This window comes from Lactobacillus acidophilus (assembly GCF_034298135.1).
Taxonomy (GTDB): Bacteria; Bacillota; Bacilli; order Lactobacillales; family Lactobacillaceae; genus Lactobacillus; species Lactobacillus acidophilus.
Genome location: NZ_CP139575.1, coordinates 713,549 through 734,581 on the forward strand (window position 1 = coordinate 713,549; position 21,033 = coordinate 734,581).

The window sequence follows — 21,033 nt, forward strand, 5'->3', positions numbered from 1 at the left end:
ATTAGCCGTGTCCCATAACATAATAATTATCTATCCAAAAATAAATAGTGTCAAAACATACGTCTTGACACTACCTTTATTTTTATTAAATATAAAAATACTTATAAAATATTAATTACTAATTGGTCGACTCATTTCTATTCTTATAGGAACACCATCAGTAGTTGTATCTACTACAAATGAACCATTTGAATAACGATCACCCATAGGATGTTCATTTGTTTTAATTTCAATATGACGATCACTTGAAGTAGTAATATCTAATATATGATTTTGGGCATATGGCATTATTGCCACAATTCTATGTGGCTTAGTTTTTAACTCACGTAAAACTAGAACACCACGTTTAGCTCTGGAAACTTTATTAACTAAATTGAGATCGAATTGTTTATATGCACCACGTTGTGTGATTAATCCGACCTTAATTAAGTCGACATATTTATTATCTACTAATACATAACCTACAATGTAATCATCATCTTTTAAGTTGACTGATTTAACACCAGCAGCTTTAGCTCCAGAAGATGGCACCTCATTAATATTATATCTAACTGCATATGCACGATTGGTAAATAAAGTTATTTCTTTATCAGCATTTGGAGCAATTAGATCTACACCAACTAGTAAACTGTTGTTTGATTTTAAATTTATAGCACTCATTGCACGAGATCTATAAGTTCTAGTTGGTTGTAAGTTAGCTAACTCTAATTGTTTAATATAGCCATCATTGGTTGCAAGTAAGAAATTAGAGTTAGTATTTAAATCATCAAATGCAAACACACGAATAATTTTCTCATCACTGCTCAAGCCAATTTCTTGGGAAAGATGTTGTCCTGTTTCTTTCCATTTAGTTTCAACTAACTCATGAACTGGTCTATAAATCACATTTCCTCGATTAGTAAACAGATACAAATTAGTTAATGTAGACAAAGTGTTTTCATAAATTACCTTGTCACCATCAGGTAACCCATTATCGGCATCATCAGTTGATTGATATGATCTAATTGATGAGCGCTTCAAATAACCATCTCGACTGATTAATACACGTACTTTTTCATCTGCTACTAATGCTTTTTCATCAATTTCAACTTTAGCACTTTGTTCTGAAATTTGTGTGCGGCGAGGATTATCAAATTCTTTTTTAACTGTAGATAGTTCCTTGATAATCTCTTTTTCAAGAGTCTTACGATCGGATAAAAGTTTGCGATACTTTTCTGCTAATTTATTTAATTTGGTTTGTTCAGCAATTAATGCATCAACATCAGTGTTAGTTAATCTGTAAAGTTGTAAAGAAACAATAGCTTCTGCTTGATTTTCTGTAAAGTCATAGCTAGCAATCAAATTCTTTTTAGCATCAGATTTGTTTTTAGAAGCACGAATAGTTTTAATTACTTTATCCAAAATATCCATAGCATGAATTAAGCCTTGAATAATTTCTAATCTAGCTTCAGCCTTATTCAGGTCAAACTTAGTTCGCTTAGTTACAACTGCTTCTTCATGTTCCAAGTAAGATGCTAATATCCGCTTCAAACCAACTTGAACCGGTGTCATATGGTCTATAGCAACCATATTGAAGTTATAAGATACTTGAAGATCAGTATTTTTAAATAAATAATTTAGAATATTTTGAGAATCGGCATCTTTTTTAAGTTCAATTACAATTGATAAGCCATGTCGGTCAGTTTCATCACGGACTTCAGCAATACCATCAATTTCTTTATTTAAACGAATTTCATCAATCTTTTTAACTAAAAGAGATTTATTTACTTCAAATGGTATTTCTGTAACAACAATTTCTTGTCTATGACCACGAATGTCTTGAATATTAGTTTTGGCACGTACTTGAATACGGCCACGACCAGTTTTATAGGCTTCTTTAATTCCTTTGGTTCCCATAATAATGGCGCCAGTTGGAAAATCAGGACCTTTAACATAATTCATTAAGTCTTCAAGTGAAGCATTAGGATGCTTTAATAAGTAAATTGTAGCATCAATAACTTCACCTAAATTATGAGGTGGAATTTCTGTAGCATATCCAGAAGAAATTCCTGTTGACCCATTAACTAATAAATTAGGAAAACGAGCCGGTAAAACGGTAGGTTCATACTCCGTATCATCGAAATTTAATACCATATTGACAGTATCTTTATCGATATCTTGTAAAAGCATATTAGAAATTTTGCTTAAACGAGATTCCGTATAACGCATAGCTGCCGGACCATCACCGTCCATTGAGCCATTATTACCGTGCATTTCAACTAAGGGCTCACGCATTTTCCAGTCTTGCGATAAGTGGACTAGTGCTCCATAAATAGAACTATCACCGTGTGGGTGATAGTTACCCATAATGTTACCTACGGCCTTAGCTGCTTTTTTAAATGGTTTGTCATAAGTATTTCCATCTTGATACATCGCATAAAGAATACGACGTTGAACAGGTTTTAATCCATCACGGATATCAGGTAATGCACGTTCTTGAATAATATATTTTGAATATCGTCCAAAACGTTCACCCATAACTTGCTCAAGTGGCATTTCACGAATACGTTCTATTATTGCCATTAAATTAAAACCCTTCTTTTATTATTTATTATTCATCTTCGGATTCTAGAATGGAGCTATCTTCGCCCATTCTAAATTTAACATTTTCTTCGATCCATTTTCTTCTTGCAGCAACCTTGTCACCCATTAAAGTAGTAACACGACGTTCCGCAAGAGCTGCATCATCAATTTTTACTCTGATTAACATTCTAGATTCAGGATTCATCGTAGTTTGCCAAAGTTGTTCAGCGTTCATTTCACCCAAACCTTTGAATCTTTGAAGAGAATATCCTCGGCCCATCTTCTTTTCGTCTTCCGCCAGTTCTTCATCTGTCCAAGCATATTGAATTTCAACATTTTTTCCGCGCCCTTTTTGTAGACGATAAAGTGGAGGTAAAGCAATGTACACTTTGCCTTGTTCAATCATTGGACGCATGTAGCGATAGAAGAAAGTTAAAAGCAAGATTTGAATATGTGCACCATCATCATCTGCATCAGTCATAATAATAACTTTATCGTAGTTAGAATCATCAACATTAAATTCTGTTCCTACGCCAGCACCAATGGTATAAATCATAGTATTAATTTCTTCATTCTTGAAGATGTCTTGCAATTTAGCTTTTTGTGTATTAAGGACTTTGCCTCGAAGTGGCAGGATAGCTTGGAAGCGTCTATCACGTCCTTGCTTAGCAGATCCACCAGCTGAATCACCTTCGACTAAGAATAATTCATTTTTCTTAGGGTTACGGGATTGTGCAGGGGTTAGTTTACCTGAAAGGACTTCTTTTTTCCGTCTCTTTTTACCATTTCTACTTTCGTCTCTAGCTTTTTTAGCTGCTTCACGTGCATCCCTTGCTCTTTGAGCCTTCTTAACCAGTTCCTGGGCTAATTCACCATTTTCCATTAAGTAATATGACATCTTTTCATACACTAATGAATCTACTGCAGAACGTGCTTGAGGAGTACCTAATTTTCCTTTTGTTTGTCCTTCAAATTCAAGTAATTCTTCAGGAATTTTAATTGATAAAACAGCACTTAACCCTTCGCGATAGTCTGAACCATCAATGTTTTTATCTTTTTTTCCAAGAAGACCTTGTTTTTTAGCATAATCATTAAAGGCACGAGTAAAGCCACTGCGAGCACCTGATTCATGTGTACCACCATCACCAGTACGTACATTGTTTACAAATGATACTAAATTCTCAGAATATCCATCACTATATTGACCAGAAAATTCAATTTCCATTCCGTCTTGTTTTCCTTCAAAATAGAAAACATTACTAATGGTTCCTTTGCCTTCATTAAGATATGATACAAATGATTTTATTCCGTCGTCGTATTGGAAAACATCATGATGTTCAGGAGTACGTTCATCCGTTAATACAAACTTAACGCCCTTAAGCAAAAAGGCAGATTCACGAATTCGCTCTTGAATTGTTTCGTACTTATACTTAGTTGTAGAAAAAACTGTATCATCGGGTTTAAAAGTAATAGTTGTACCAGTTGGATCACTTGTTTTTCCTAGACATTTAAGTGTACCTACTGGATGCCCACCATTTTGGAATTCTTCTTCATATGCTTTCCCATCACGTACTACACGTACTTTCATATAACTGGATAAAGCATTAACTACAGATGAACCTACCCCGTGTAAACCACCTGAAGTTTTGTAATTTTGTTCAGTAAATTTACCTCCGGCATGAAGTACAGTCAGAATAACTTCTATAGTGGGTTTTCCTGATTTGTGCATACCTGTTGGCATACCGCGCCCGAAGTCTCTTATAGTTATACTATTGTCTTTATGGATTGTTACATCAATTTCTTTACCAAAACCGGCCATAGCTTCATCGACTGAATTATCGACGATTTCATAAACCAGTTGATTAAGACCATGTATATCGGTTGATCCGATATACATACCAGGTCTTTTACGGACTGCTTCTAGTCCATGTAAAATTTGAATTGAAGAATCATCATAAGTATTAGCTTTTGCCACTAAAATTCCTCCACTTGTTCATTTATTCAACAACTACCGTATATTTAAAAGATAATCTTTGCTAAAATAGCGATAGATTAATAGGAGTTGTTAAATATGTTTGCTTTAAAATTTGCATCGTTGTTTATTTTAGCATACTTGCTAGGATCATTTCCGGCTGGTGTGGTAGTAGGAAAGATCTTTTTTTATAAAGATATTAGAAAATATGGGTCAGGCAACATCGGAACAACTAATACATTTAGAGTATTAGGTCCAGTTGCTGGAATCATAGTTTTTTTAATTGATTTTTTCAAAGGTACGCTGGCAACTTTAATACCAGTTATCTTTAATCTAGGACCACATTATCTTTGCTTGATCTTTGGATTAGTTGCTATTTTAGGCCATGCTTTTCCTATCTTTTTAAAATTTAAAGGTGGCAAAGCTGTAGCAACATCGGCAGGATTTTTGCTTGGATATAATGTACACTTCTTTTTGATTTGTGCAGTAATCTTTATCCCTATTTTATTTATCACAAGTATGGTTTCATTAACCAGTTTGATTTCAGTAGTTTTAATTTTTATTGCTTCTTTTTTCTTCCATGATATTGCCTTAAGCATTATCAGTGGATTGCTTGTAATCTTAATTTACTGGAGCCATAGAAGTAATATAGCTAGAATTGAAAAACATCAAGAAAATATGGTGCCCTTCGGTGTAGTATATTGGCTAAAAAATAAACATACTAAATCAAAGTAATATTTAAAAACAACAAGTATCAGTTACTTGTTGTTTTTTTGTTACTTAAATTATTATACATACGCAAACAAAAGTTCGCAAGAAAGAATAATGCTTCTTAAGTAACATTTTAATTAACAAATTATCAAATCATTTTATAATAAGTATGTGAAGTATCTTATTATCATATTATCTTATAAATCTATTATATAAATGTAAATGCAATACAAATAATATAGATAGGAGTAATAAAGATGACCCAGCAATTTGAAAAATTAACTGCTGAAGATTTGGATTGCTGCAGAAAATTGTTTTTTGGCATAACCAGAAAATTTCAGCAATTTAGTTATAGTAATTTTTATATTTTTAATGTAAGAAAAACTATTAAGATTTTAGAGATCTATTATAATTGGTTATTGTCACAAAAAAGTGAAAACTTTAATAAGCTGTATTACAAGTTTTGGACTGAGTCTGATATGGACATTACTGAAGTTTCCTTACTTCTTTTACCAATAGTACATAATAAAGAGAAAGAGATTCAAAGGGTTGCTAATTTACTTATTCAATTGAATAATACAAATGAATCACATATTTTTAATGATATTAGAACTAATGCATCAGGGTTACCGGTTAAAAACACAATTTACCCTGCTACACGTACTAGTTTAGAAAAAGTATATTCTATTAGTAAATATGAAAATAATATTGAATATAGTTCAAGTATTAAAAAATTTTTGACTTTATATTCTGATTCAAAATTTGATCCAAAGGATTTAATAATTTTCTTTGATGATACTTTAAATACAGATACAAGTGTAAACTAAAATATTTAAAAATAAAAGATACAATATACTATCATATTTTGGTAAAATGTCTTAGAAAGTGATGAATATATCTAAAATTTTTATGTTTTGGGGAGAATGTTAGTGAATAAACACTAATATAAAAAAGTTGAGTTGAGAGTTTAAGATATAGAGATATTAGGTGATATAAAAAGAGGCGATAATCATGTCGCCTCTTTTTATATTTTAGATTCTTAATTTAAAAGAATAATTTACTCATAATAATCATGAAAATCAATAAACAAGTAGAACTAATTGCGGCAGCACCAAATACAGCTCCTCCTCGCTTAAAGATAACTTTGAAGTTTACAGAAATGCCCAATGCGGCCATAGCCATTCCTAAAAAGATGTAGGCTACTTGTACTAAAGCATCTAATAAACTAGTAGAGAATGGTAAGTAAGTACCTAAAACACTGGTTAAAATAAATCCTCCTAAGAACCAAGGAATTGGCAATTTGCCAGTCTTTGTAGTACTGTCAATTGTACTTACCTTAGCTGTGCGGCGTTGGTATAAATAGCCGATAATTAATGCCACAGGTGCTAAAAGAATTACACGAGATAGTTTCATGATTAATGCACTATCTAAACTGATATTACCAAATGCACCACCTGAAGCAACCGCATGAGCAATTTCGTGCAAAGAACCACCGGCAACAATGCCGAATTGAGAATCAGTTAAACCAAGAACTGGCTTAAGTCCAATTTCTAATAAAGTAAAAACTGTACCCATCACACAGACAACCGCTACTGCTAAAACTTCATTCTCTCTTTTTCTCTCTTCACTAGCAGCTGTAATTTGAGGAGAAACCCCCATTACGGCTGCTGCACCGCAGACACCACATCCACATGCTGATAAAAATGCCAATTCATCTTCTGCACCAAATTTGCGACTAAGCCAGTAAGTTAATGTAATAGTCCCTGCAACAGCAAGAGCGGCAACTAAAATGGTTTTGACTCCTGCAGCAGCTAGTTTTTCTAAATCAAGTCTAAATCCTAGTAAGATAATTCCTAATCTTAAGAATTTATTTGAAATAAAACTCATACCACTTGAAGCTTCTTTACGCATCTTCTCTGGTGCTAATTGCATGAGAATACCTAACAGAAGTGCTAATACCAATGCCCCAATTATGTTAGCATATGGCAATTTTGCTAAATAAATTCCAGCAATAGAACACATTAAGGTCATAGCAACAGCTAATCTAAATGATTTAGTTTTGACAATCTCCAATAATAAAACCTCCAAATGTAAAAAGTTGCTTTACAAAGTCCCCGAACTTTGTTTGATTACATTGCTCATAATATCACAATATTTGCGTATTAGTGACATTGTGTCTCTTTCTTTAACATTTCTTAAAAAATACTATAATTAAGTTAGTTAGAGATAATATAAGAATTTTTATATGGACATGAGTAATAGATATGAAAAAAATAACTTTAAATCAACTTTACGACAATATACATGATCACATGGATCCCACTGGTTAGTGGATTGGGAAATTATTTGGTCAAATAATTTTAATTCAAAATACTAATTGAAAAAATGTAGATAAAGCTCTTCATTCTCTTTATCCAAGTACTGATTATTACCTAAAAATATTTTAAATATAAAAGTGAAAAGATGAGCAAACTAATTACTCCTGCTGGTTTTTATACTGAAAAAACGCAAACTATTAAAAATGTAGCTACTTATTTTAAAGATGATTTTGCTTATAATTTAGAATTAGCCCAAGAACAAGATAAACAAAAATCACGTAAAGAAATTCCATCTATTCATGGTATTGGATTTGAAACGGCTGATATGTATGGACTGCGTAGTGGATACTTATTCTTATCGTTTGTTTAATTGCTTAGGTTGGAAAAATATAAGCTACCACACCAGTTTGACGAATCTTTCTCAACTAAATATGAATTAGTTTATTCCTGCTTCTTATAAATTGATCGCATAGGTTGATTAAACAGCAATTTTATAAGATTATCTTTCAATTTGATCATATGCTTGGTATATTTTTATTTATACAAACAAACGTTTCTAATTAGAGTTAAAAGTATTTAATACCAAGATAGAGTTAAAAAGGAGAAAGATAATACTATGACAACGATTGCTGTGATTGGTGTGGGACACATGGGTAGTGCAATTATTAAAGGTCTTAAGAATAATCCTGAAAATTATATTATTGCTGAAAATCCAGTTAATCCAAGGGTGTCAAAGTTAGCTGAAAAATTAGATTTCGAGTTAGTTAATACCTTATCTGACTTAATTGCTAATATTCCTGTCGCAGTTAATACCGGAACTATTGGTCTATTTATGCCTGAAAAAATTAATCAAAGCAAACGTCAAATAATTATAGATTTTTTAGATCAATGTGGGAACGATTAGCGGTTATGGTCCTGCTTTTGTAGATATCTTTCTTGATGCACTTGGGGATGCAGGTGTACTTAATGGATTGTCACGGGATCAGGCTAACACTTTAGCAGCAAATATGGTAAAAGGTTCAGCTAATTTAGCTTATGAGACTAAAATTGCACCAGCGATTTTACGAGATCAAGTCTGCTCACCTGGTGGTACTACAATTCAAGGAGTAGCTAGTTTAGAAAAGCATGGTTTTAGATATACAATTATTTATCCCACAAGAATTTGATTAATATTTTATCTACTTGAGAATTATTGTGTAACCTAGAATGCTGAGCATTCCTACCTTTAATTTCAACAACACGATGATATTTGGCTCGATTAGCTACCAAATATTTCAGAGATAAAGAAGATATGTTATCTACAGCTTTCTTAGCTGCCTCTACCATATGTTTCTCAGCATGATAAGATGAACCACCATGAAAAAATAAAGTTGGTATTGACGTAATTAACGTTTTTTTAGTTGTTTTTATATTGAAGGTAGGTATCGAATTAATACACACATTTAAAAATAGTGCAATTATAAGAGCTGCTATTAAAAAAACATTTTTTCTCATATCATCATTAACCTTACATTTTAAAAATCAAAGTAAATAAAAACTATCGAATAAGATTTTTCGATAGTTTTTATTTTTAAAATTTAATTTCGTTATGTCTTAATTCATTCAAAAATTCCTGATGCATTTTTTCTTTTTTCTTCATAGCTGGGCTTCTATCAATAAAGAAGTATAATACAGCACCAATTGCTGCAACTACCACTCCTACTAACAAAGTTAACGGAGTAAAATTAGTTACCATATAGCATGAAACGATTAATGCAATAGTTGGAATAGTATATTTTCCCGGTAATGAAAATCCATGATTAGGAAATTCATTACTGTGCTTAAATTTAATTACAGCTAAAATAGATGGTACGTATTGAATAAATGAAGCCAGAACAGTACATGATACTAAAAAAAGATATGATTGAGTTACAAATATCCCTGTTAAAACAGCGGTCATTATAATTCCTACCCATGGAGCATCATGTTTATTCTTTTTGCCTACCCATGCTGGTAAAAGCTTATGTTCATTTGAAAGTGAAGCTATTAAAGATGGTGCATTAAATGATGCAGAAAATGCAACACCAAATATAGAGATAAGCATACCAACAATAATAAATGAATATCCCCATTTACCAACACCATGCTCTAATGCGCTAGCCAAAGGTGTAGAGTATGTACCTAATTTATCACCAACAAGACCAATAGCTACAATCATCATTAGACAATCTAGAATAGTTACACTAACCATAACTGCTATTAGAACTCTAGGAATATTTTTTTCTGGGTTATTCATTTGACGAGCCGCAATTGGAATAAATGAAAATCCTGTAAATAAATAAAATATCGGCGTAAAGGCAGCTCCAAAGTGTTGTAAAAATGGAACTGCTCCTTTGGTTGCAGCTGCTGGAATAACAGGTGAAAAATTGGCTTGGCGAATAAAGAATGCACCTACGACAATAAATACAATCAAAGTGACCATTTTGGCAGCTGCTGAGATATTATTTACCACTTTTACTAAAGAACGACCAAAAAAGTTGATTATTGAGAATAATAAAAGTAACCCTAAAGCAATTGCATAATATACTATTGAATTATTTAGTGCTGGCCAAAAACTCTTTAGTGTCGTTAAAAGTGCAACGATTTCGGCACCCAATGTACAGCAACCTAGGAACCATGTAAATATACCTAGTTCATAGCCTGTAAACCTTCCAAAAGCGTGGTATGCATATAACCAAGCAGCTCCTGAACCTTTAAATCTGCTGGATAAATCAGCATAACATAAAGCAATCATTGACACAGTTACCGCAGTACATAGTAAAACAAATATAGCCATTAGATTCATATCATGGTATATTTGCGCAGGAAGTAGAAAAGTACCTGAACCAATTACTGCATTAATACCTAAGAAATATATGGAAATGAAGGATAATTTCTTGGGTTTTCCATTTGAATTTTTCATGATAAGCCTCGATTCTTATAATCCTCCATCTCTATTTTAGCAGTATTTATGCAATAAAATAAAAAAACACATCTCTAATTATAATTTTATTAGGGATGTGTCTATATTTAGGATATGTATACAAGAATATTGAGGAAAAAACTACTAAACTTTATTTTTAATATACTGGTTTATCTGAACCCTGAGTAGCTGGATCCGCGAAGCCAATACTTTCTTTACTATAAGTAGCCGATTTTCGATGATTTTTTCAACTAAGCGCGCAATTTGACCATTTGCTCCGATAATAGCTACATTTTTTGTCATTATTATTTCCTTTCATTTTTATTCTTTAATTCTTAACTACAGGAAATAGTATAGAGGTATTGATGGCTTAATAAAATTACCAAATTAGCATGAGGCTATACGTAATTTGTATACTAGATAAAAAGAAAAAAGCCATATTATAGTGACTTAAAAAATATTTTACTTATCAGCAACAATGATTAGTGACTTAATAGCTTCACGTTTATCCATAGCTTCATATGCTTCTTGAATGTGATCTAAGTCAAAACGTTTAGTAAATACCTTGCTTGGGTTAATATCACCTTCAAGAACAGCCTTTACAAAAATGCTCTTGTCATAGGTAGTAACATTAGCAATACCACCGCGAAGACCAGTATTCTTCCAGAATAAAGTATTTGACGATGGTTCTGTTTGAGGAACACCCACACGACCAATTACCACGCCCGGACGAGCAATCTTACCAGCCTGTTCAATAGCCCTAACCGCACCTACACATTCTTGAACTGCATCAACACCTACACCGTTAGTTAATTCCAAAACTTTTTCAATTGCTTCGTCGCCACGTTCAGAAACAATATCAGTTGCACCAAATTCGCGACCTAATTTTGCACGATCCTCATGGTGACTCATTAAGATAATTCTCTATTAGAAATTATCTGTTTCAGTTCATCTATAGAATAACGGTGTTGCTTTTTATCAACTTTTAGTCCCTTATTCTGTAATGTTTTCATTTCTTCAGTAAAGTAATCTTCTTGATTATTAGTTGACCAAATTAAATGAAGCTTTTTTTGATCAGTATATTCTTGAGCTAGACTTAATAACGGTGCAATTCCAGTTCCTAACGTATATAAAATAATTGGTCCTGAAGCATCTTTTACCTCTTGATCGAATAAACCATATAGTCCCTCTAAATAAACTTTTGTCCCTACAGAATATTGATCGATATTTTTAGTAAAATCGCCTACTTTATGAACAATAAAATTTAACTGATCTTTCTTTGGTTTAGAAGCTACAGAAAATGGATGAAACTCAGTCGATTTTCCCTTTTGTCTAAATGAAAGAAAGTAAAAATCTCCAGCCTTGTATACTTTAGCATATTTGTTTAATTTTAAAGATAATTTTTGAATATTGGTAGTTAAAGATTCGTTAACAATGACTTCGCCACTGTTTTTCATATCTGCATCAGTAATGAATTTTTTGTAGAAGTAAATTGCTATAAAAATCACAGTGTAAATGTCAAAAACAATCGTAAAATACGGGACATTAGCAATTCTTGGAATTACGTTAACATGTAACCAAATTAGTGCAATGACTACAAAGTTCAAACGGTGAATCCAAACAGAAACTTGGTGATTAACTATCTTACTGGTTCTGCTTTTCAGTTGTTTTGCCCAATGTAATCTATCTGACAACCAGCCTGATAGGAAAAAGATTGCCAAAATCATTAATCGGTAGTGTTACCTAAGCCTGATCCTTCAGCAGTAGTAAATGGAATGACAGTTTTACCATTCAAGTTAACATTATCGATGAATGTGCGAACAATCATTGGATATTCTCCCCACCAAATTGGTACACCGATAAATACTGTTTGATACTTCTTTACATTTGGTAAAGCATTCTTGATAGCAGGACGAGCATTTTGCTTTTGTTCACCTTGTGCCACTTAGGAATAATTTCGTAAGTATCACCTTTAGTTTTTTCTTGAATAAAGTCAGCCACTCTTGCGGTGTTCCCACGTGTTAAACCACCACCGTATACACCTTTAGTTCTTGAAAGGTAAACTACTAGTACTTTACCATTTTTCTTTACATTAGTTGAAGATGAACTATTAGTCGGGTTAGATGTAGACTCATTTTGATTTTGTGAATTACGGTAAACGTTAAAGCCGATGATTGCGGCAACTATAACAACGATTACACTGAAAAAAGCAATTATTCTGTTACGCATCTTTTTTCCTTTCTCTACTTATATTTATCATGGTAAATACAATATACAGGATAAGATGTTTCTAGAAAATTGCTTTTCATTTATACTAGTATTCCTTTAAAAAATAGCAATAAATTATATTTTAGGTAATCTAAAGAGAATTAATAACCAATAAATAGACATTAGTACAATGCTTAATGTAGCAAGAAGCGTTATAGCTTTTTCAAAAGCTCCACCAACTTTATAATGTAAAAATTTTCTGTACCTTTTCTTTTTAGAAAATGGCATTAACCATGCAACTCCTTGTCGACTGAAGCTATCTTCAATTAAATGAAGTAAATATCCAATTACTAGTCCTAACCAGATACTTTCCCAATAATTAGGTGATTTAGACATTGATAATGCAATTGGTGAAAAGTGGTTCATGCAAAAATATAGAATGGTAGAGAAAATAATCCAGCCCAGAAGAGAATGAGTAATACCGCGATGACGTAAAAAAAGACTAAAGTTGATCGGTGATTTTCTACTAGTTGTACTATTGTATTCATCTATGTCTGGCAAAGAAGCACCAACTCCAGTTGCTAATAATAAGACAACATTAGAAACTGGATTAGTCAAAAAGGTATCAGTTGCAATTAATCCTAGTTCTACTACAGCAATACTAAAAAGTCTATGTGATCGAGTTAGCACTTTCTTCACCTCCCTAAACCTCTGTTCTTATTGTAACATACAAAAAGGCCAAATACCTTTTAGTACTTGGCTATATAAAAAAGTACTCAGCATAATATAAATTAGGTTAAGTACCTTTATTAATTTTATTATCTAATTAATTTGTTTCTTCTGAGATAGCTTATAAGCTCAGCATTATTGTTGTCGTATCTGAAACCATTAATTACACGTTTAGCATTCTTAGACTTAGCCATTTTTCTGATGTATGGCATTGAACTGCTCATGGGTGTTTCCATACTAGTTGTAAATGGAACGATGGTCTTACCACGGAATGAATAATTATCAAACAAAGTGTGGATAATTATTGGTGGTTGCTGCCGCCAAGTTGGGAAGCCAACGTAGATGGTTAAGTATTGATTCCAGTTAGGAATGGTCCCTCTGATTGCCGGATGAATATTGTTTCTGCGTTCATTGTCACCACGTTGTGCATAACCATCGTAAGTGGTTGGATAAGGATCAGATGCTTGAATTCTAAAGATGTTTGCATTAGTCAATCTTTGAATTTCTTCAGCTACTCTTTGGGTTTGACCAGACATTGAGAAGTAAACAACTAAACTCTTGCTGTCAGTAGGATTCGGAGTAGTTACATTGGTAGCTGAAATTCGGCTTTGGGTTGGAGCTTTGGAGCTCTTAGCCTTTTTACTTCTTTTAACGGCACCGATGTTGACTAAGAAGTTGTGAAGTCCACTGTTTGTAGTGTATCTGTAACCTTTGGTTAATTTAGCTTTGTCTTTCTTAGCCAAACGACCTATTACTGGCATTGAACTTGACATTGGTGATTCAGCACTAGTTGTGAATGGGGTGATTGTCTTACCTTTGAAATTGTAACGCTCAAACAAAGTATGAATGATCATTGGTGGTTGACCCCACCAAGTTGGATAACCAATGTAGATGTGTCTGTATCTCTTAATACTTGGAAACTTGGTCTTGATTGCTGGGTGAATATTTCTACGAATTTGGCTTTGTGCTACTCGAGTAGTGGCATCGTAGTCATTAGGATATGCTTTCTTAGAAGTAATTCTTAATAATCTACCGCCAGTCTCTTTTTAAATTTGACGGGTTGCACGAGCAGTATTACCAGTCTTTGAGAAATAAATAATTAAACTGCTTGATGACTTTTTAGCAGCTTGCACTTGGGTTGGTTGCTTACCAAAACTAAATAATGAAGCAGCTGCCAAAAATCCTAATCCTGCAACAAGGATCTTTTTGAAGGTCTTATGTTTCATTTTCTTGTTCTCTTTTCTTTCCCTTCCCTTTCAACTGTTTACACTTTTAGTATATGCAGGTGATGAAGAAAAGAGAATTGCTACTTAGGTATGAGGCTATACGTAATTCGTATAGTGAAGAGTAAAATAAAAATGAGGGATTTCCTCGTTTTTATTTTGTCTTTAATTAACGAAATAATGTGTCCAAATTATTTGCTGGAGTTGGAAAGGCAAAGGTTAAATTTTCTTCTACAAATTTTTTAGGATCTTTTCTACCAACTAATGGAACGAAGTTATTGATGTCTTCAGCAGCATGAATACTTAATTCTGAAGCACCACGTACTTCACCATTCTTATTAAGGATTACCTTTAGCTTAGCATGAGAATCACCTTCACCCATTGAGAAGAACATATCACTTAAATCTAAGGTTTTAATGTAGTCTCCTTCTTCCATTTCATCTTCACAAATTCCGACTTGAGCAATTTCTGGATAAGTAAATGCGTTAGTAGCTACAGGTGGATATTGGATAGGATCAGTAATACCATTTTCAACAAAATTAATAATATGATATGCATCTACCCACGCAACTGGGGTTAAGCTTGGTTGACCGTTATCAGCTACATCTCCTGCCGCAAAGATGCTTGGAATATTAGTTTGCATATGTTCATTAACTTTAATACCTTTATTTGGATCAAATTCGATACCAACATCTTCTAAGCCTATTCCTTCAACATTAGGCTTTCTACCTGCTGCATTAATGACTAAATCAGTATCAAAAGTATCGCCATTCTCAGTTGTAACTGTGTATTGATCACCATCTTTAGCAATTTCTTTAACTGGAGCATTCAAATGGAATTTGATACCCCTGTCTTCCATAATACGTTTCAACGTTCCAACCATTTCTTGATCAAATGGACGGAGCAATCGATCTGAATGTTGTAAGATGGTTACTTCTGCACCAGCTGCTTGCAAAATAGTAGCTAATTCCATTGCCACGTAACCACCACCAATAACGATTGCGCGTTTAGGTAATTTATCTAAATCAAAGAATTCATTGTTGGTAATTGCATATTCATTACCTGGAACATCAAGATCACGTGGAGCCAAACCTGTTCCAATCACAATATTTTTACCTTCATATTCTTGATCGCCAACTTTTACTGTATGTGGTCCAGTAATCACACCTTTTCCTTGAACAGTATCAGTATGTTCACTAGTCATGCTTTTACGTTCGTTTTTGTGAAAGGCTGTCCAAATCTTCTTTTTTCTAGCCACTAATGTAGGCCAGTCAATTTTAGCTGCTTCTTTGATTCCTTTTCCAGCTAAATAATAGCTATTTAAAACAGGGCGAACTGTACCTTCCATAAAAATTTTAGGTTGGCATCCCGTATTTGGGCAAGTACCACCCCATAAGCCTTTTTCAATTAATAAAACTTTATTTGTCGTTCTTTCAAGCTTAGCAAGCAAGTGAATTGCGACAGGGCCACTACCTAAAATAATGTAATCATATTTTTTCATTGATAAACTTCCTCATAGCAATATTATTTAATTTTAAAATATCACTTATTATAAGTAAGTTCAATATAAATGCTTTTATTTTTAACACAAAAAATCACTCAGTTTTATTAGCTGAGTAATTTTCATTAAAGTAATTACTTAAATAGTTCTTTACCGTAGTGGTTAATAATTCTACTCATTGTTGGAGCATCGTGATTACCACCAGGTTGAGTGTAATATTCCAAGTTACTTCTGTTAAATTGTGGAAGGTTCCACATTGCTCTAATTTGTGGTTCCATTGATTCACTGGTGCCATCTCCAGAACCTACACCTGCAAAAATTTTGAATGAAAGGTTACTATTCTTCTTAGCAGCATTTGCTAAAACTTGAGCAGTTCTTCTTGGAGCTGCACTACCACCATCTGAGGTTACAGTCCAAGAATCACCTGCCATTGGTACGAAGTACTTAAAGTATAGTATATTGTGTTTTTCTTTTGCATTATAATTCTTAGGCAAATAAACAACGGCTTGTTTAGTATATTTCTTCCCATTATACGTAGTTGTGTACTTAATAATTTCTGATTGACTATCGGTTGATTTTCTCACTACAGCTCGGCTTTGTCCATTTTCATTTGAATTGGATGCGACTTGACCACATGCGGCAAGAAGTGATGTAGTAGCTAATAATGTCATTAATATAGATACCTTTTTCTTTTTCATAGTGTTTATCCTCCGCATAAAAGAATTAGTAGCCTAATCCCTTAAGCCATGAACGAACTTGCTTATTGTTATTATCATAGCGAATCCCATTTTTGAAAGTGGCACCATCTTTTTGAGCTAATTGTTTAATTACAGCTTGTGAAGGTCCAATTGGTGTACTCATACTTGTTGTGAATGGAACGACAGTCTTACCTTGGAAATTGTACTTATCAAATAAGGTATGAATAAGCATTGGCGGACGCTGCCACCAAGTTGGGTAACCAATGAACACTGTTTTGTATTTAGAAAAGTTAGGAATGTTTGTTGCTAAAGTTGGGTGAATATTGTTTCTACGTTCACGATCACCACGTCTTGCAGCAGAATCATAATCACCATATGCTTTTTCTGGTTGCAAGCGAATCATTTTAGTACCAGTTTGTTTTTGAATGTATTTAGCAGCATCTTGAGTAGTTCCCGTTAATGAAAAATATACAATCAAAGTATTACTTTTGCTTGCTTTTCCTACTTTAGTAGTTTTAGCTTTGCCGTTAGATTGAGAATTATTTGAACTTGATGAATTAGAGTTAGCACATGCGGCTAAGCTAATTACTGAAAAAACTAAACCTATTGTTAAAAGAGCCTTCTTCCATAATTTCATTTTTACTTACCTACTTTCTAATTAGATCTTCTACATCTGCTGCCCTATTTAATACTTTGACAACATTTAAGGCCTTGAGCCCATTCTTTGAAGACTTGTTCATAATTGCCAACAGTTCCAGCATCAGTATAAAAAGTTGCCACCTTACCTTTGAAACCTTGGATTTTATCTAGGAATGTATGATTGGTGTTGCGGGTATTCCTCCCCATACAGGACTTCCTACCAATATTAAATCGTATTGATTAGGATCTAGATCAAGGTTTTGAATTGTCGGATATTGCTTCTCAGCAATATCAAAGGTTTGATACATATCATTATTAAAAGTTCCTTCAGGAACCCTTAATTCCAATTCTGTGTTAACTGGAATTGTTCCAGCGATTTGATCTGCTAATTTCTTAGTGTTGCCTAACCATGAATAATATGCAATTAAAACTTTTAGTCCCATTTATTGTTTCTCCTCTTTTTCTTTCTCGTTATCGATTGGATGATCTTAGTATATTTCGATATTACCGATAAAAAAATTACCAAATATCTATGGGGCTATACGTATAAGTTATAGTAAAAATGATTACCAAATAATACTTTACATAATAATTATATTGTTAATATCTAGATTGCATAAACAAAAAATAGCGTCAAGGCTTGTTTTTCTTAACGCTATTAACTGAATTAATTTTTCTTTTTTATAAAACTGCGCCAACGACGATCAATGCTAAACCAATTAAAGTTGAAACAAGTTCACGACCATATTTGTGTTCACCCAAGATTGTCATACCGCCTAAGGTCGAAATAATTACACTCAATTGACTATAAATAAACGCATTAGTTACACCATTCATTTGAGCTGAAATGATATAAGTATATGCACCAATACCAAAAGCAAAACCTGCAAGTACATCAAACCAAGTCGCTTTTTGTTTAAAAGCTACGGCTCTCTTAGTAAAGATTACATATAAGCTTGCTCCAATTAAGATACCAATCATTTGTGGTAAAAACATTGATTGGGCACTAGCTGAAACTGCTTTTGGAAATGCTGAATAAACCCAGTAACCAATAGTAGTTAAAAGTAAGAATAATAAATCTTTACTATTAGTCTTTTGTGATGAAGCTTTTCTAGTAACTGTAGTTAATACAACACCAATTATAATCAAGATCAATGCAAGTGTTCCCAATACATATTGATTAATAGTACTCCATTCACCAAAAATGAGTGCACCGATAATTGTGTTACCAATCAATTGTAAACCAGTTGAAATTGGCATTGTCTTACTTACACCCATTTTAGTAAATGAAACAAATTGACCAATTTGACCAATGGCCCAGAATGCTCCAGAAATCATTGAAAGTAAAAAAATTGATAAATTCATTGAAGGTCTTTGAAGCACTGTAACAAAAATTCCAAAGATAGTTGCTCCGACACCTACTCCTAAAATTTGATTAGTTGGATGACTATTTTTAACCTTACTTACAATCAATGGAATAATTCCCCAACCAATTGCTGGAAGCAATGCAATAATAATATTCATATCTCGTATTCTCCTTATTAATAATTTTTTAGTATTCTTTATTTGTAAACTCGATGTTCTTAGTATATTGCGATAATAACCATAAAAAAATTACTAAGTATCTATATCGCTATAAACAAAGTGAATACTATCCAAAAATATAAATTTTTGGCGTAATAAGAAACCATTATAAAGAAAGCGGTTAACAAAAGCAACTGTTGATCTTTGAAGTGATTTATGTCCTTATTGATGAAATACTGCTAATGCGCGAAAATGGTTACATAATTTCATTAAAACAAAACACGATTCTACAAAGCAGAATCGTGTTTGGGTAATAAATTATTTCTTAATCTTAGAACCACCAAAGACATCAGACATTGGAATAGTATCTAACAATTTATCAATTTCATTGACTTCTTCAGCTGTCATTTTAATTTCACCGGCAGCTAAATTATCCTTTATTCTATTTAAATGACGACTACCTGGAATTGGCACAATGTAAGGTTTCTTATTAATCATCCAAGCCAAAGAGATTTGTGCTGGAGTTGCATTATGCTTATTAGCAATACGGGTTACTAATTCAATTAATTCTTGATTTTTCTTAATTGCTTCCTCAGTAAATTGTGGCATTCTAGCACGCAAATCTCCCTTTGGAAATTTACTTTGCATGAATTCACCAGTAAGTAATCTATTAGCCAATGGAGAAAATGCTACTTATCCGACATTCAATTCTTCCAACAATGGAAACATTTCTTCATATTCACGATACATCATTGAATATCTGTTTTGAATAGCAGTTACTTTAGTTACTTTGTTAGCACGACGTAAGTAATCTGGTGTAGCTTCCGAAATTCCCCAGTGAGTAATTTTCCCTTCTTTAATTAATTCACCCATAACTTGGGCTACTTCTTCTGGAGAAAACTTAGGATCAATACGATGTTGATAATATAAATCGATATGGTCAGTATTTAATCTCTTTAAAGAACCTTCTACTGATTTCCGAATTGCTTCAGGACTAGAATCTACAGCAATTTCTTGAGTAGAACTCTTACCTTCAATATTGTGAATACCAAACTTAGTAGCGATTACTACGTTGTCTCGTACATCATGCAGAACCTTTCCTACCAATTCTTCATTGTAATTAGTTGATCCATCTGGGTTAACCCCTTGATAAATCTCAGCAGTGTCAAAGAATCTTTCACCAGCATTATATGCTGCTTGAATTGTTTTGATAGCTTCTTCTTCATCCATCGGTGCACCATAAGCGTGTGAAAAGCCCATGCAACCTAAACCAATAGCTGAAACTTTTAAGTCGTCTCCTAAAATTCGAGTTTCCATAAAACACCTCGTCTGTTTTTATAAATTGTTTTGTCATTAAGCAATAACAAGTTTATAGGTATTGAAGAAAGATTAAAATTACTAAAAGTCTATAGCCACTATACGAAAAGTGTATAGCATATTAAGTACATGAGAAAAGTATTATAATTGCAATTAATATTTATTTAGCAATAATTTGAGGTGAAATATATATGGTTAAGTTCATTAAAGCAGAGGAAAAAGATCTTCCTAACATTGTTGATATTTATAATCAAATTATTCCGTCAAGATTAGCTACAGCAGATTTAGAACCTGTAAGTGTTGAATCACGAAAATCATGGTTTCATTCATTTACTCCTACTCACCCTATTTGGGTAATAAAAAATGAAAATAATATCATTGGCTGGGTAGCTTTGGAACCTTTTTACGGACGTCTAGCTTATGAACGTACTGCAGAAATTAGTATTTATATTGATAAAAATGTCCAGCATGAAAATTACCGCTATCATGGCTTATATTTTTAGTCATAATTTACCGAGCCCAAAATTGTTTAAGTTCAAGTGCTTTGAACAATGGAGGCATTTGCCTAACGTTACATTAATGGATGAAAAGAAATATAGTTTGGATATTTTAGGACGTAGATTTTAATTAATTGATATATATTTTGGTCAATAATTATTTTAAAGAACATAGAATTGTCTTCTCAGCACT

General features: G+C 32.9%; 18 protein-coding genes and 5 pseudogenes. 5 read left to right on the top strand and 18 right to left on the bottom strand.

From position 1 onward, the window contains the following. Nucleotides 1–111: 111 nt before the first annotated feature. Complete coding sequence (parC, locus tag SO785_RS03140; RefSeq protein ID WP_003547478.1) at nt 112–2,562, bottom strand: DNA topoisomerase IV subunit A; 2,451 nt, start codon at nt 2,560–2,562, stop codon at nt 112–114. A gap of 28 nt (nt 2,563–2,590) precedes the next feature. Next, a complete protein-coding gene (parE, locus tag SO785_RS03145) occupies nt 2,591–4,537 on the bottom strand; it encodes a DNA topoisomerase IV subunit B (protein WP_003547476.1) in 1,947 nt (648 codons plus the stop codon). Between the two features lie 96 nt (nt 4,538–4,633). On the opposite strand from parE, the gene plsY reads away from it, so the two are divergent. Together plsY and SO785_RS03155 are read left to right on the top strand one after the other, a co-directional pair. Then, entirely contained in the window at nt 4,634–5,269 is a 636-nt protein-coding gene (gene plsY, locus SO785_RS03150) for a glycerol-3-phosphate 1-O-acyltransferase PlsY (protein ID WP_003547474.1), read from the top strand. Between the two features lie 233 nt (nt 5,270–5,502). Further along, nucleotides 5,503–6,072, top strand: coding sequence for a hypothetical protein (locus SO785_RS03155; protein ID WP_003547471.1), 570 nt, complete (start codon nt 5,503–5,505; stop codon nt 6,070–6,072). Between the two features lie 217 nt (nt 6,073–6,289). Here the strand turns inward: SO785_RS03155 and SO785_RS03160 are convergent, their stop codons facing one another. Further along, the gene (locus tag SO785_RS03160; protein ID WP_003547468.1) at nt 6,290–7,318 is read right to left on the bottom strand and encodes a YeiH family protein; all 1,029 of its coding nucleotides are present in this window, start codon (nt 7,316–7,318) and stop codon (nt 6,290–6,292) included. 390 nt (nt 7,319–7,708) lie between these two features. Here SO785_RS03160 and SO785_RS03165 point away from each other — a divergent pair, with 390 nt between their 5' ends. Together SO785_RS03165 and SO785_RS03170 are read left to right on the top strand one after the other, a co-directional pair. After that, on the top strand, nt 7,709–7,933 hold the full coding sequence (locus tag SO785_RS03165) for a hypothetical protein (RefSeq protein WP_003547466.1): 225 nt from the start codon (nt 7,709–7,711) through the stop codon (nt 7,931–7,933). Between the two features lie 246 nt (nt 7,934–8,179). Continuing rightward, nucleotides 8,180–8,729, top strand: a pseudogene (locus tag SO785_RS03170) (pyrroline-5-carboxylate reductase family protein). Here SO785_RS03170 and SO785_RS03175 read toward each other — a convergent pair. The 15 genes and pseudogenes from SO785_RS03175 to SO785_RS03245 all read right to left on the bottom strand — a co-directional run. After that, a pseudogene (locus SO785_RS03175) lies at nt 8,707–8,865 on the bottom strand (alpha/beta hydrolase); the annotation flags it as partial. The pseudogenes SO785_RS03170 and SO785_RS03175 overlap by 23 nt on opposite strands. A gap of 268 nt (nt 8,866–9,133) precedes the next feature. Continuing rightward, nucleotides 9,134–10,504, bottom strand: coding sequence for an APC family permease (locus SO785_RS03180; RefSeq protein WP_003547458.1), 1,371 nt, complete (start codon nt 10,502–10,504; stop codon nt 9,134–9,136). Nucleotides 10,505–10,966: 462 nt separating this feature from the next. Further along, nucleotides 10,967–11,428 (bottom strand): annotated as a pseudogene (locus tag SO785_RS03185) (zinc-binding dehydrogenase); the annotation flags it as partial. Next, the gene (locus tag SO785_RS03190) at nt 11,416–12,198 is read right to left on the bottom strand and encodes a ferredoxin reductase domain-containing protein (protein WP_225852588.1); all 783 of its coding nucleotides are present in this window, start codon (nt 12,196–12,198) and stop codon (nt 11,416–11,418) included. The pseudogene SO785_RS03185 and the gene SO785_RS03190, both read right to left, overlap by 13 nt. 32 nt (nt 12,199–12,230) lie before the next feature. Continuing rightward, entirely contained in the window at nt 12,231–12,449 is a 219-nt protein-coding gene (locus tag SO785_RS03195) for a flavodoxin (protein WP_003547450.1), read from the bottom strand. Beyond that, nucleotides 12,386–12,733 (bottom strand): NADPH-dependent FMN reductase family protein, encoded by a 348-nt coding sequence (locus tag SO785_RS03200; RefSeq protein WP_003547449.1) that lies wholly within the window; start codon nt 12,731–12,733, stop codon nt 12,386–12,388. The genes SO785_RS03195 and SO785_RS03200 overlap by 64 nt, the downstream gene beginning before the upstream one ends. 114 nt (nt 12,734–12,847) lie before the next feature. Further along, complete coding sequence (locus SO785_RS03205) at nt 12,848–13,402, bottom strand: metal-dependent hydrolase (RefSeq protein WP_011254344.1); 555 nt, start codon at nt 13,400–13,402, stop codon at nt 12,848–12,850. A gap of 128 nt (nt 13,403–13,530) precedes the next feature. Continuing rightward, nucleotides 13,531–14,460 (bottom strand): flavodoxin, encoded by a 930-nt coding sequence (locus SO785_RS03210; RefSeq protein WP_307777204.1) that lies wholly within the window; start codon nt 14,458–14,460, stop codon nt 13,531–13,533. Between the two features lie 27 nt (nt 14,461–14,487). Further along, a complete protein-coding gene (locus SO785_RS03215) occupies nt 14,488–14,667 on the bottom strand; it encodes a hypothetical protein (protein ID WP_003547446.1) in 180 nt (59 codons plus the stop codon). A gap of 166 nt (nt 14,668–14,833) precedes the next feature. Next, complete coding sequence (locus SO785_RS03220; RefSeq protein ID WP_003547445.1) at nt 14,834–16,165, bottom strand: dihydrolipoyl dehydrogenase family protein; 1,332 nt, start codon at nt 16,163–16,165, stop codon at nt 14,834–14,836. 134 nt (nt 16,166–16,299) lie between these two features. Continuing rightward, nucleotides 16,300–16,863 carry a hypothetical protein gene (locus SO785_RS03225; protein ID WP_003547443.1) on the bottom strand — a complete coding sequence of 188 codons (564 nt, stop codon included), beginning with the start codon at nt 16,861–16,863 and terminating at the stop codon, nt 16,300–16,302. A 25-nt stretch (nt 16,864–16,888) separates the two neighbouring features. After that, nucleotides 16,889–17,500, bottom strand: coding sequence for a flavodoxin (locus SO785_RS03230; RefSeq protein ID WP_003547441.1), 612 nt, complete (start codon nt 17,498–17,500; stop codon nt 16,889–16,891). A gap of 169 nt (nt 17,501–17,669) precedes the next feature. Further along, nucleotides 17,670–17,945 (bottom strand): flavodoxin family protein, encoded by a 276-nt coding sequence (locus SO785_RS03235; protein WP_003547439.1) that lies wholly within the window; start codon nt 17,943–17,945, stop codon nt 17,670–17,672. 238 nt (nt 17,946–18,183) lie between these two features. Further along, the gene (locus SO785_RS03240) at nt 18,184–19,026 is read right to left on the bottom strand and encodes a GRP family sugar transporter (RefSeq protein WP_011254341.1); all 843 of its coding nucleotides are present in this window, start codon (nt 19,024–19,026) and stop codon (nt 18,184–18,186) included. 318 nt (nt 19,027–19,344) lie between these two features. Next, nucleotides 19,345–20,343: pseudogene (locus tag SO785_RS03245) on the bottom strand (aldo/keto reductase). 191 nt (nt 20,344–20,534) lie between these two features. Here SO785_RS03245 and SO785_RS03250 point away from each other — a divergent pair. After that, nucleotides 20,535–20,970, top strand: a pseudogene (locus tag SO785_RS03250) (N-acetyltransferase family protein). Nucleotides 20,971–21,033: the final 63 nt, after the last annotated feature.

Bases quoted from the DNA above. Each gene is read 5' to 3' on its own strand.
- parC (WP_003547478.1), bottom strand. From the start codon at position 2,562: ATGGCAATAATAGAACGTATTCGTGAAATGCCACTTGAGCAAGTTATG.
- plsY (WP_003547474.1), top strand. From the start codon at position 4,634: ATGTTTGCTTTAAAATTTGCATCGTTGTTTATTTTAGCATACTTGCTA.
- SO785_RS03155 (WP_003547471.1), top strand. From the start codon at position 5,503: ATGACCCAGCAATTTGAAAAATTAACTGCTGAAGATTTGGATTGCTGC.
- SO785_RS03165 (WP_003547466.1), top strand. From the start codon at position 7,709: ATGAGCAAACTAATTACTCCTGCTGGTTTTTATACTGAAAAAACGCAA.
- SO785_RS03180 (WP_003547458.1), bottom strand. From the start codon at position 10,504: ATGAAAAATTCAAATGGAAAACCCAAGAAATTATCCTTCATTTCCATA.
- SO785_RS03200 (WP_003547449.1), bottom strand. From the start codon at position 12,733: ATGCGTAACAGAATAATTGCTTTTTTCAGTGTAATCGTTGTTATAGTT.
- SO785_RS03215 (WP_003547446.1), bottom strand. From the start codon at position 14,667: ATGAAACATAAGACCTTCAAAAAGATCCTTGTTGCAGGATTAGGATTT.
- SO785_RS03220 (WP_003547445.1), bottom strand. From the start codon at position 16,165: ATGAAAAAATATGATTACATTATTTTAGGTAGTGGCCCTGTCGCAATT.
- SO785_RS03225 (WP_003547443.1), bottom strand. From the start codon at position 16,863: ATGAAAAAGAAAAAGGTATCTATATTAATGACATTATTAGCTACTACA.
- SO785_RS03230 (WP_003547441.1), bottom strand. From the start codon at position 17,500: ATGAAATTATGGAAGAAGGCTCTTTTAACAATAGGTTTAGTTTTTTCA.
- SO785_RS03235 (WP_003547439.1), bottom strand. From the start codon at position 17,945: ATGGGACTAAAAGTTTTAATTGCATATTATTCATGGTTAGGCAACACT.
- SO785_RS03240 (WP_011254341.1), bottom strand. From the start codon at position 19,026: ATGAATATTATTATTGCATTGCTTCCAGCAATTGGTTGGGGAATTATT.